At 35.3% G+C, this 12,873-nt stretch carries 10 protein-coding genes, 1 tRNA gene and 1 pseudogene; 8 read left to right on the top strand and 4 right to left on the bottom strand.

The genetic code is table 11. The features are described from left to right. Positions 1-65: 65 nt before the first annotated feature. From WHA_RS04535 to WHA_RS04505, 6 genes and pseudogenes are all read left to right on the top strand, one after another. On the top strand, positions 66-431 hold the full coding sequence (locus WHA_RS04535) for a hypothetical protein (protein ID WP_015589326.1): 366 nt from the start codon (positions 66-68) through the stop codon (positions 429-431). Between the two features lie 397 nt (positions 432-828). Further along, positions 829-1,473 (top strand): alpha/beta hydrolase, encoded by a 645-nt coding sequence (locus WHA_RS04530; protein WP_015589325.1) that lies wholly within the window; start codon positions 829-831, stop codon positions 1,471-1,473. A gap of 5 nt (positions 1,474-1,478) precedes the next feature. Further along, positions 1,479-2,285, top strand: coding sequence for an SDR family oxidoreductase (locus WHA_RS04525; RefSeq protein ID WP_015589324.1), 807 nt, complete (start codon positions 1,479-1,481; stop codon positions 2,283-2,285). A 232-nt stretch (positions 2,286-2,517) separates the two neighbouring features. Further along, positions 2,518-3,611, top strand: a pseudogene (locus tag WHA_RS07565) (IS3 family transposase). A 171-nt stretch (positions 3,612-3,782) separates the two neighbouring features. Then, positions 3,783-6,359, top strand: coding sequence for a DNA polymerase I (polA, locus tag WHA_RS04510; protein WP_015589323.1), 2,577 nt, complete (start codon positions 3,783-3,785; stop codon positions 6,357-6,359). Positions 6,360-6,409: 50 nt separating this feature from the next. Then, complete coding sequence (locus WHA_RS04505; protein WP_015589322.1) at positions 6,410-7,432, top strand: hypothetical protein; 1,023 nt, start codon at positions 6,410-6,412, stop codon at positions 7,430-7,432. Between the two features lie 36 nt (positions 7,433-7,468). Here WHA_RS04505 and WHA_RS04500 read toward each other — a convergent pair whose 3' ends face one another. The 4 genes from WHA_RS04500 to WHA_RS04485 all read right to left on the bottom strand — a co-directional run bounded on the left by WHA_RS04500 (position 7,469) and on the right by WHA_RS04485 (position 9,846). Further along, positions 7,469-8,248: an exodeoxyribonuclease III gene (locus WHA_RS04500; protein ID WP_015589321.1), complete on the bottom strand. Its 780-nt coding sequence runs from the start codon at positions 8,246-8,248 to the stop codon at positions 7,469-7,471. Then, complete coding sequence (locus WHA_RS04495) at positions 8,248-8,955, bottom strand: uroporphyrinogen-III synthase (RefSeq protein ID WP_015589320.1); 708 nt, start codon at positions 8,953-8,955, stop codon at positions 8,248-8,250. The genes WHA_RS04500 and WHA_RS04495 overlap by 1 nt, the downstream gene beginning before the upstream one ends. A 244-nt stretch (positions 8,956-9,199) precedes the next feature. Beyond that, entirely contained in the window at positions 9,200-9,691 is a 492-nt protein-coding gene (locus WHA_RS04490; RefSeq protein WP_015589319.1) for a hypothetical protein, read from the bottom strand. A 70-nt stretch (positions 9,692-9,761) separates the two neighbouring features. Then, positions 9,762-9,846, bottom strand: a tRNA-Leu gene (locus WHA_RS04485). A gap of 62 nt (positions 9,847-9,908) precedes the next feature. Here WHA_RS04485 and tldD point away from each other — a divergent pair. Further along, complete coding sequence (tldD, locus tag WHA_RS04480; protein WP_015589318.1) at positions 9,909-11,327, top strand: metalloprotease TldD; 1,419 nt, start codon at positions 9,909-9,911, stop codon at positions 11,325-11,327. Positions 11,328-11,613: 286 nt separating this feature from the next. Then, a complete protein-coding gene (locus WHA_RS04475) occupies positions 11,614-12,861 on the top strand; it encodes an IscS subfamily cysteine desulfurase (RefSeq protein ID WP_015589317.1) in 1,248 nt (415 codons plus the stop codon). Positions 12,862-12,873 lie beyond the last annotated feature (12 nt).

Genomic DNA, 12,873 nt, shown 5'->3' with positions numbered 1-12,873 from the left:
TGTATTGTTTTTAATTTTAAAATAATATATAATAAAGAACACGTATTTTTAGGTAGGTTATAATTATGATAGACAAAGGGCAAGAAGATGAATTTATGAAGCAGTATATGGGTACTTGCAAAGAGCAAATAGAAAAATTAGCCAAGGATCCTGAATTGCTTAATCAGACTTTAAAACCATTTATGCAAATGTCTCAGCAGCTTATGGCTGGCGGTATGTTAGAAGGGGCTATGCCTGGCATGATACCTGATTTGGGCAGTATGGATGTTAACAAGATGATTGCTCAGATGAAGGAAATGATTGACTACATAAGAGGTAACTATAAGGAACTAATGAAAGAGCATAGCTCGCAGATTCAAGAGCTTGATGAATCCAGTAAAAAGCTAAGAGGCTTAGTTAAAAAATTGATAGAAAAGATCGAAAGTAAATAAATAACATCTGGATTTCTGTCATTCTATATACAACTTTCTAGTTGGACGGTAAGTCGAGGTCAATTATTGATGCCATGCAAGTAGTGTAGCTACTTGCATAGCATTTATACCAGTTTTCGTAAATAAATAAGGTACGTTGCTTAAGGCTGCAGTTATAGTGAGGTATTTTTTCTAGTTTGTTTTCTTATTTCTGAGGTTTATAGCTAAGGTTTTCCCTACGTCATACCGCGATTCATTCGCGGTATCTCAGCCGCTAACGAGTAGCGGAATGACGGTTTTTCAAATCGTCGATGAACCTAAGTTACTTTATCTGTAGTATCGGGAACGTAATTGCACATTGGTTTTACAAATTTGAAAATTAGTGTTAAATAAAAATATAAACGCAAAAGGAAAAGAAATGATTGAACTTAAAGGCCCAGAAATTTGTGCAGGCGGAAATAAGAAAAATTTGATTATTTTTTTACATGGTTGGGGCTCAAGTGGCGATAATTTCATTCACCTTGCTAAAGTTATGAGCAAGTTTTTACTGGGTTCATATTTTGCAGTACCCAATGCTCCGTTTGAAAGAGAAATAGGTGATGGTTATCAGTGGTTCAGCTTGGAAGATCGTAGTGAGGAAGCGCTATATAATGGAGTAAAAAATGCTACATCAATTGTAAATCATTTCATTGATACAAAATTAAAGGAGCTTAATTTAAAAGATACGCAACTTTCTTTAGTTGGATTTTCTCAAGGAGCAATGCTTGCAATACATACAGCTCTCACCCGCTCTCAATCCTGTGCATCAGTTGTTGCATACTCTGGTAGATTTCTTTCACCTTCAAAAACTGCACCAGAGATCAAGTCAAAACCTAACATATGTGTTATCCATGGTGATGCTGACGACGTGGTACCTTTTTCGTCCCTCGACTTAGCGGTTAAAGCTCTGAAAGAAAATGGAGTAAATGTTGAAGGACACCCAATTCATGCATTAGGGCATATTATTAATGAAGAGGGAATAAAATTAGGAGTAGAATTTATCAAGAAGAATTTTAAAAATTAATTTTCATGCACTTGTTTTGCTTTGGTTATGGATATGTAGCTAAATTTTTATCGAAAAAACTACTGAACTTAGGTTGGAAAGTTAGTGGCACATCAAGAAGTAAAAATATACAAGATGTAATCCTCTTTAATTATGAGAAAGTTAGTCAAGATCTGCTTAAAAGCGCAACGCACGTTTTAATTTCTATTCCTCCAGATGGCGATGATGTTGTGGAGAGATACGGTGATTGCCTGCAAAATGTAAAATGGCTTGGTTATTTGTCTGCAACTAGCGTCTATGGTGATCACTCTGGTAATTGGGTGAATGAGGAATCTGAAACAAAACCTATAGAAATCAGAGGAGAAAAGCGCCTTAAATCTGAAAGGAAGTGGCTGAATAGCAGATTGCCTGTACATATTTTTCGTTTAGCTGGAATATACGGCCCTAGTAGGAACGTGTTAATTGACTTGCAGCTTGGCAAAGCAAGAAATGTGAAAAAAGAAGGGCATTTTTTTTCTCGTATTCACGTTGAAGATATATCAAATATTTTATTTTCTTCCATGCAAAACATAAAACCTGGTGAAATATACAATTGTGCAGACGATTTACCCACTACACAATCTGAAGTGGTAATATATGCAACCAAACTTCTCAATGTTAGCCCTCCAGAACCAATTGAGTTACCAGATTATGCACAGAGTTTTTATTTAGGATCAAAGAGAGTAAGTAATGTTAAAATTAAAAAAGATCTTAATGTCTCTCTAATTTATCCTAACTACAAGGTGGGATTAGAGAGTTTGCACGTAAACAAAACTGAAATCACATCAGAATGATAGATAGGCTTATTGTCACTGCCATTAAGTTAAGGAAAGAATGGTTAAAAACTGAACTAAAAAGTCAGAAATAATTAAGGATTTATGACAAATGCTGAAACAGAATAGAGTAAACTTTAAAGCAGATAAACTCTGAAGTGTAAATTACTTAACAAATAGTGACCTTACCCAGAAAAAGTGGAGAGAAAGAAAGGAGTTTTTTCGGGTAAAATAAAATTTTGGAGGATTAGAAATGGCAAGAGAATATACGGCAGAATTCAAATTGGAAGCTGTTAAGCTGGCAAATGAACAAAGAAAGGTAGGTCAACCAGTTGCAAAAGTAGCAAGAGATCTAGGAATAAGGGATAGTGTATTAGGAAAATGGATGAAGAAATATAACGAAAAAAAGTCAGCGGCAAATGCATTTCCAGGTGTAGCACCTTATGACAAAGAGAGATTTGATTTACAGAAAGAGTTAGCAAAAGTAACAAGAGAAAGAGACATTTTAAAAAAAGCCCTGGCCAGTCAAAAAGAGTAAAATATTTTTTCATAAAAGAGCATAGTAAACACTATAAAGTGCAGGAATTATGTAGGGTTTTCTGCTAGTGGCTACTATAAGTGGACTACAAGGAAAATAAGCAGTAGAGAATCAGCAAATAAAGAGTTATTAGCAGATATTCAAAAAATATATCAAGCTTCTAAATGTAGATATGGAGCTCCTAAAATTCATGCTGAATTAAAGGCTTTGGGTAAAAGTTGCAACTTAAAAACAGTGCAAAGTATTATGCAGAAAAATGGTATTCAGGCTATATTGAGAAGAAAATTTAAAATTAAGAAACAACAAACGGACAGTAGCTCCCAATATATTAGACCAAAACTTTATTGTCGATCAACCAAATAAAGTATGGGATTACTTATATAAAAACCAAAGAAGGATGGCTATATTTGGCAACAATAATCGATCTATATTCACGCATGGTAGTTAATGAGCAGTTCAATAAATAAACAATTGGTTATGGACTCTTTATTAATGGACGTTAACAAGCGTAAACCTGCCAAAAATCTACTATTACATAGTGATCAAGGTTCACAATATACTTCGCAAGGTTATCAATATCTCTTATCCATAAAAAACATAGATGAGTCATAAAGGTTGTTGTTACAACAATTCTGTTGTGGAAAGCTTCTTTAGCTCATTGAAAAGAGAAATACTTATTGATACTTCACAACACTCTGCTCAACAAACTAGAACTGCAATATTTGAATACATAGAAATTTTTTATAACAAACAACGTCACTATTAACTATTGCATTTCAGAACAATTTGATGCATCATTCTTTTTGTAAAAAACATTCCAAACTTTCTCTCCACTTTTTCTGGGTAAGGTCATATGTGTACATTCCCATCATGAATGCTATTTTCGGTAAAATCTCTTACAACGCTCAAAAGCAGAAAAACAAAAACTTGATTTTCTCAGCTAAATAGTGGACCATCAAAAGCACGCATAAATATCTACAATGAAAGAAAAAACTTTCACAATCATCGATGGCTATGGTTTTCTTTTCAGAGCTTACTATGTACTACCTCACTTAATTACCACAACAGGAATGCCAATAGGTGGTGTATATGGCTTTCTGAATATGGTTCTTAAGTACATTGCCCATTCGGACTATTTAACTATAGCACTTGATGCAGGAAAAAAGAATTTTAGGCACGATTTATATCCTGAGTACAAAGCGAACAGAGTAACGCCTCCTGAGGATCTAACTCCACAGTTTACCATACTGAGAGAAGCGGTAGAAGCTTTTAACCTCAGCTATGAAGAGATTGAAGGTTATGAAGCAGATGATATAATCGCAACACTAGCTGCAAAATACGCCAACCACCAAGACTTTAAAGTGGTAGTCGTTTCATCAGATAAAGATTTATTTCAACTCTTGAACCACAATATTTTAATATTCGACCCCATTAAAAATATATATATAGATGAAAAACAAGTAATAGAAAAATTTGGTGTAAACTCACACAAGCTTCTTGATTTATTTTCTCTAACTGGTGATGCATCTGACAACATTCCAGGCGTTCCGGGAATAGGTCCGAAGACTGCAGCTAAATTACTAGATGAATTTGATTCATTGAATAATATTATAGAGAACATTGATAATATCGAGCAAACGAGGATTCGTAATATTCTCACCGAACATAAGGAAAAAGCTCTAATTTCAAGAGAACTTTTATCACTATGCGAAAAAGTAGACCTTCAACATGATATTGCAAAATATGAAGTCCATTCTCCAAATATGGAAAAACTATTATCCTTTTTAAAGAAGTATGAATTCAATTCTTTAATAGGTAAAATGGAAAAGCTTTTTTCCTATAATGGGTCTAGCACAAAAGAGAAAATAGAATATAGTAGTGAAGAGTTAGAGAAATTTTTGGAGCATTGTAGATATGAAGGCAGAATTGCAATTCATTGCCACTTTGAAGACAACTTATTAAATAAAATTTCCTTATCTTATAGCGAAAGTAATATTTTTTATATAGAGCAAGACAGCATACAAGATGCACTTATTACAATTAACTCAACTTTACTCTCAAATGGAGTGCTTAAAATAATACATAACATTAAAGAGATCAGGAAAATCTTCCCTGCAATAGAGAAGATGTTAGATTCAGTTGATGATTTGATGATAATGTCGTATAGCTTGGATACAGGAAAGCATGATCACAGTATTCCAAACATAGTTGCACATAATTTGAGTGGAGATGTAGAAATTTTCTCGGCAAAAACTTTAATAGCAATTCGCGAAAAGCTAAAGCAAAGGTTGTTTCAGGAAAAATTGTTCACAATTTACGAGCGCTTCGATAAGCCACTTATGAAAGTAATATTTGATATGGAGAAAAATGGGATATTACTGAACATACAAAAATTACAGGAATTGTCCGATAAATTTCAGCAGGTAATTGCCGTGCTTGAAGATGAGATATATAACTTAGCAGGGGAAAGATTTAATATTGCGTCGCCAAAACAATTAAGTGATGTTTTATTTAATAAAATGGGGCTTAATAAAAAGAAAAAGTCAAAAAAATCTGGATCGTATAGCACCAATTATGAAGTTCTAGAGGCACTCGAAGAAGAAGGGGTAGAAATCGCAAGTAAAATCTTAAATTGGCGACATTTAAGTAAATTAAAAGGCACCTACACTGATGCGCTAATAAAGCAAGTTGATTCCATTGATGGTAGAATACACACAAGCTTTTCAACGACTGCAACTGCAACTGGAAGGCTGAGCTCCAGCAATCCTAATTTACAGAATATTCCTATCAGAAGCGAAGAGGGAAATCTTATCAGACAAGCATTTATTGCGCCAAAAGGGCATAAGATAATTTCTGCTGACTATTCACAAATAGAATTGAGACTCCTGGCACACGTTGCAAACGTTGCAGCATTTAAAGAAGCTTTTGCAAACGGACAAGATATTCATGAGATCACCGCTAGGCAAGTTTTTGGAGTGCAAGAAATAGATGAGCAATTAAGACGCAAAGCAAAATCCATCAATTTTGGAATTATATATGGCATTAGCCCATTTGGTCTTGCAAAGCGGCTTGGAATTACCATTGCGGAAGCTGCTGAATACATTAATTACTATTTTTCCTGTTACCCAGAAATAAAGGCCTATATGGAAAAAGCAGTGTCTATCGCAAGATTGCATGGTTATGTAGAAACTTTGTTTGGCAGAAGATGCTTTGTAAGAGACATAAACAATACAATTCCTTATATAAGACAATTTGCAGAAAGGGCAGCAATAAACGCACCACTGCAAGGAACCGCTGCTGATATAATAAAACGTGCGACAATTCAGCTTTTTGATCAATTGAAAGTAGGTAAAATAATCCTCCAGGTTCACGATGAACTACTGGTTGAAGTAGAAGACGAAAAGGTGCAAGAAACAGCAAAACTTGTGAAAAATATAATGGAAGGTGTAGTAGAAATTTCTATACCACTTGAAGTAGAAATAAAAGTTGGCGACAACTGGGCTCTTAATTATGACTTAAACATGGCGGATTCTAAGAGTATAGATTATTTGAATTAATATGAAAAATATGCTACAATTGAAGTATAGTAAATGTGAGTAACTCAGTTATGACAAAAATATTAACTCCACAAACAAAGAATTTGGAACCTTCAAATCAGGTAACTAACAAAGATGAGAAAATTTTTGAAAAAGAGGAACATCAGGTAATCTATGATTACTTTGTAAAAGTATTAGAAGGTAAAGCCGAATTAAAGGAGAACAAAGAAATAACTGATTATTTTATATCAGCTTATAAGGACATACTACTTAATAATGTCAATCCAAAAGATATAAAACCACTCAGTGAAGAGAATTTTTCTCAGTTTTTACTTTCCGTATTTGAGAAAATTAGAGAGAAAAAATTAGCTAATGAGGAGAATCTCAAGAATGGTAAAATAAAAGAAGTAGTAGATGACTGTGTAGCTGATATACGCGGTACAGAAGCTAAAGATTCATCCATAAAGTTTGTATTGGAAATGCTGCTGCTGCTAATTGGAGGGATCAAAATAGACCCGAAAAATATTTCTGGCTCCTTTATGGATGGGATGAAAGAAAAAATACCATTCTTAGGTAAAGACAAGAAAGAAGAGGATGAACCACCACTCAGTGATGAAGAGATGGTAACAACGTTCTTAAGCAAGATCTTTTTTCCTGTCCTTCTTTCCACTATTCCAATGTTAATTTTTGGTCCTACTACACTCGGAGTAGTTCTTACTGCTATCGGCACAATATTTGCCATAAAAGGAGGAGTGGAGGTTCTTTTTTCAAATAACAAAAAAGGTACTTTGTATGACCCTAGCTCACAAGATAAAGATGATACAGAAAAGAGAGCAAAACTGAATGGAAAAATTCTCGAGGGCATTGATGATATTTTAAAAACCCCAGTTACAGAAGTTGAGAAAGGCACCTCTGTTTCTGAACAAATTTCCCAAGGAAAAGAAAAGAGTGAACAACAACCTGTTCCTGAGCAAATTTCCCAGGAAAACAACAGGGGAAACGAAGAAAGCAAACAGCAAGATCAACCTTGGACAAGAAAGGAAAACAAACGAAGGGAAGAAAACACAAGCAACAAACAAGCAGGGATTACCTAAGTTTGCCAAAAAGTGAGTTGTGTAAGAGGTCTACTATTATTCTATAGCACATACAACAGGAGTATGGTCAGACGGATTTTCTAGCTTACGCAATCTATCATCTATGTAGCATGTTTCCAATTTATCTACAGCTTGTGGTGATAACAGCATATAATCTATTCGCATTCCTTGATTATTTCTGAGTGAATTGCCTTGATAATGCCACCAAGTGAATTGTTGCAAATTTGGGTGAGATATTCTAAACGCATCTTTAAACCCAAGATTCAAGATCGCTCTTAACTTCTCACGTTCTCTTATATGAAAGCACACTTGGCCATTCAATAAGTTTGAATCAAAGACATCAATTTCATCCGGTGCAACATTATAATCGCCAGCTATAATAGTTAACTCTTCATTCTTTAACAAAGTGCTCATCCTTTCATATAGATTATCAAAAAACTTGAGTTTATATTCAAATGCTTGAGAGTCCGGGCTTTGACCGTTTGGAACGTATACACTTCCTACCCTTATCTTATGATTGGTGTGTTTTATCACACACTCTATATAACGTGCTTCTTGATGACTTTCCACAATGTCAATTTTAAACTTCTCCAGTATCGGATATTTAGATAAGACACAAACGCCATTTCTTGCAACTTGTCCATAGATAGCATATTCATATCCTAACTTTTCTATCTCTGCGTAAGGAAATTGCTCTTCTGTACATTTTATCTCTTGCAGCAAAATTATATCTACCTGACTATCAACTATAAAACTACAAAGTTGGTTAACTCTTTTGCGTATAGAGTTTACGTTCCAAGTTGCAATCTTTAGCATCAACAATCCTTATTAATTATATCAATTAAACTCTCCCCAGTAGGCAACCTCGATGTTATAATTTTTTTCCATTTGATTAACTTTAAACTATCAGCAATGTTTTTACTCATGGTATATGCAGTTATATTGCTCATCACATGAGATAGCCCACTTTTTAGAACTAATGAACAAAATACCCTTGCTGTCTGTGAGGAAAAAAAAGCAACACTATCAATTTTACCATCCAACAGCAAATTTTTACACCTATTAGTTAGACTCCTTTTAATAATTGTTTTATAGAGTACAACTTCTCTTATGTTAAAATCTTCTTCAGATAATCTCTTTTTTAGATCACATGATACTTCTTGTCCCCTTATATACAAGAACTTTATTGCGTTTGAATAATGAGCTTTTATGAATGATATCAGACCATCAACGTTGCTGTCTGCTGAGATTATATCAGAAAATCCCAAATTTTTTGCAGCCTGCATGGTTGAATTACCAACTGTAATAATCGGAAAGTCATCCTCTTTGCATATTTGACTAAGAGCCTTTACACTGTTTTTACTTGTAGATATCACAACGTCAAATTCGTACGCAGATATATCAGGATTTAAGTACTTTATTGTGAATACTGGTTCTATAAAAACTTTGTATCCATACTTTCTCAATATATTTCTTGTATTGAACGAGTCCAATAAAGGCCTCGTTAAAAAAATAGACTTCATTCTGATTTATTTCACTACTAGTAAAATAGTACCCTTTATACACAAATTACTGAATAAAAACTTTTATTTTGATAGCTTGAGCAATTATTCAAGTAATTGATGTGGAAGTAGGAGTACTAAGCGCTCCTACCCCAATAAGCCCACAATTTCTGCTTACACTTTTTTGACGCTAATTACATCGAACTCTTTTGAATGGCTCTCTTCAGTGGAATTATATAGCTAATATTCCTGTATAAGTTAATACTTAAGCTGCTTTTGCAGTTAGGGAGTGGTCATCAGTAGGTTTTTTTGCCTGTGGTTCGCTAATCCTAGTCCGAACGATATTAGTTGCCATAAAGGCACAGCCTAGAATAAAAAAGGCAGTGGAAACAAAAGGAATGATAGGAGATTCAAAGGGCAATATAGGTGTAATTCCTCCTATTAAAAACAAAACGTTAGATGTAATATCAAGACAGATCTTCGTTAGTTTTTCTTGTCCAGGAGTGTTTTCTACACCAAGCTGCTTATTAAGATCACGCTGCCTAAAATGATCAGCTAATGACCATATGTTTAAGGTAGATGAAAGTACACTTAATATAGTGCAGGCAATACTAAAATACAGACTTAAGACAGGAATATTCAAGACCAATGCCGCTATGTATCCAATGAAAGAGATAGTAGATAGTGTAGTAACTAAGCGTTTCGAGTAAGTTCGTACCTTCTTTCTGCAGGCTAACTTATTTTTTTCACTATACATAGCATGAATATTACCTAATATGTTATATTATAACATTAATTAATTCAATAAGCAATATGGAAGCTAAGAGTGCCCGAGAGAAGACTTGAACTTCCACAACTTAAAAAGTTACTAGCACCTGAAGCTAGCGCGTCTACCAATTCCGCCACCCGGGCTTTTTATAGTTTACTATGTTAAAGTTAAATAATATACTTAAACAATTTTTAGTTCAAAGGTAATGCCAAATCTAGATCAAATATTTTTTGCTCAAAACGATGTTAATATTAATAACGTATATAAAATAGTCAATAACGCTTTGAGCAATAGCGATGGTGGTGAGCTGTTTCTAGAATTTTGCCAGTCGGAGTCCCTGGTTTTTGAGGATAACATATTAAAACACATGGACTTGAATACTAGAAGGGGATTTGGTTTAAGGTCTTTTTGTGAAGATAGTACATCTTTCGTTTGTTCTTCTGAGATCAGCGAAAAAGAAATTAGTAATGCTGCTTCTATGGTAAAAAGCTCAGTGTCTTTAAACAAGACAAATTCAATAAATTTAAACGAAGAGACAAAAAGCCTATATTCGAGGATTAACCCTATAAATGAAATGGATCTGAATTCAAAGATTAAGCTACTCAATGAGGTTAATGAGTATGTAAGGTCCAAAAATAACTGCGTGAAGCAAGTAAAAATAACTCTAAGTGGAGAATGGCAAGTTGTACAAATAATAAAGGGTGATCACAGATTAAGCGATATCAGGCCTCTGGTACGTTTTAATGTGCTAGTCATTGTAGAAAAAGATGGCCGTACCGAAAGAGGTTCTGCAGGGCATGGTGGAAGGGACTCTTATAGTAAGTTTATTTCTGAGAAAAAGTGGAAAGAAGTTGCAAACCAAGCGTTAGAACAAGCACTGGTAAATCTTGAAGCAATTCCAACTCCAGCCGGAGAAATGACAGTCGTTTTAGGTCCAGGCTGGCCAGGAATATTGTTACACGAAGCCGTGGGTCATGGACTTGAGGGCGACTTCAATCGCAAAAAAGTCTCAGCATTTTCAAATTCTGTGGGTAAACAAGTAGCAGCTAGTGACATCACAGTAGTTGATGACGGAACTCTGCCCAATTTGCGCGGCTCTATCAGCGTAGACGATGAAGGCACTCCACCCAGTTATAATATATTGATAGAGGATGGGATCCTAAAAGGATACATGCAGGATCATATGAACGCTAAACTCATGGGTGTAAGCCCAACTGGTAATGGTAGAAGAGAAAGTTATAAAGAAGTTATTATGCCGCGCATGACAAACACCTATATGTTGCCCGGAAAGTATACACCGAAGGAAATAATATCTAGCGTAAAGAAAGGTCTATATGCAGTAAATTTCGGTGGTGGGCAGGTTGATATAACGTCAGGAAAATTTGTTTTTTCATCTTCGGAAGCTTACCTAATAGAAAATGGCAAAATTACACAGCCAGTAAAAGGAGCAACACTAATTGGTGACGGTCAAACAGTGTTGAAAAAAGTATCTATGGTTGGTAATGACTTAAAGTTAGATCCTGGTGTTGGCACATGCTCGAAAGATGGACAAAATGTGCCCGTTGGAGTTGGTCAGCCGACACTCAAAGTCGACGCAATAACTGTTGGTGGAACTGAGATATAGATAAGGGCTAAAACGGATTCCAGCGCACGGCGCACAGCTGTACAAACATTATGATTTGGAAGCAATTGCCACCAATAGGGTGTCATCCCAGTGTCTGGGCACTGCCTTTGTGTTTGAGGCAAAACTGGCTATAACATTTAACACACTGCTTTCGCAAATAAATGTTCGTACAGTTATGTGTCAGCTACTTGGATGACACTTTTGTACTTGATGCAAGATTATATCTTGAAAAAATTAAGTTTTAATGCTATAAAATAATTGTAAATTTTGTCTCCGTGGTAGCTTTATGAATGTTGAAAGTAAAAAAATACACGATGCTAAAATAAAATTACCAATATTTCTTGATTATCAATCTACTACTAAAGTAGATCCCCGTGTTTTAGAGGTGATGATACCTTACTTTGGTGAGTTCAGTAATGCACACTCTCGCAGCCATTCATTTGGTTGGACTGCTGAAGAAGCAGTGGAAAAAGCAAGGAAACACATCGCTGATCTGGTGAACGCAGATAGCAAAGAAATTATCTTTACCTCAGGTGCAACTGAGTCAAATAATACGGCAATCAAGGGCGTTGCTCACTTTTATAAAAATAAAGGAAATCATATAATAACTGTCTGCACGGAGCATAAGTGTGTTCTGGATTCTTGTCGGCATCTGGAAAATGAAGGCTTTAAAGTTACATATTTGCCTGTTAAGCAAAACGGAATTATAGATTTATTAAAGCTTGAGGAAGCAATTACTGATAAAACAATCCTGGTTTCAGTGATGATGGTAAATAATGAAATCGGAGTAATTCAGCCTGTAAAGGAGATTGGTGAAATATGCAGGAAGCGTAATATATTTTTCCACACAGATGCAGCTCAAAGCTTTGGAAAAGTTCCAATTGATGTTAATGAGATGTGCATTGATCTTATGAGTCTCTCTAGCCACAAAATTTATGGGCCTATGGGAATAGGTGCATTATATGTCCGTAGAAAGAATCCTCGTGTTAGGCTGATACCACTAATTAGTGGTGGTGGACAGGAAAGAGGCATGCGTTCTGGAACAGTTCCAACACCTCTTGCAGTTGGTTTTGGTGAAGCGGCACGTATTGCTAAAGAAGAAATGAAAAAAGAAACAACTAGAGTGGAAGAATTAAGGGATATTTTGTATAACAAGATAAAAGAAGCGTTTCCTGATATCGTTTTAAATGGTGATTATGAAAATAGAATTCCTGGCAACCTAAACTTGAGCTTTCCCTATGTTGAGGGTGAGTCTCTCATCATGGCAATCAAGGATTTAGCAGTAAGTTCTGGTTCTGCGTGCACGTCTGCGTCTCTTGAGCCTTCCTATGTCGTACGGTCGCTAAATAATGGCCATGACCTTGAGCATTCATCAATTAGATTTGGCCTAGGCCGATTTACAACTAAAGAAGAAGTTTTGTATGCAGCAGATCTTGTTGCTAAAAATGTTGGCCGACTGAGAGAAATGAGCCCACTTTGGGAGATGGTACAAGAAGGAGTAGATTTGAACACCGTGAAATGGGACTCTCATTAAATGTATCCGTTC

The sequence above is a fragment of the Wolbachia endosymbiont of Drosophila simulans wHa genome (genome assembly GCF_000376605.1).
Taxonomy (GTDB): Bacteria; Pseudomonadota; Alphaproteobacteria; order Rickettsiales; family Anaplasmataceae; genus Wolbachia; species Wolbachia pipientis.
The sequence above is the reverse complement of the archived record's forward strand: the minus strand, read 5'-3'. Positions and strand labels throughout refer to the sequence as shown.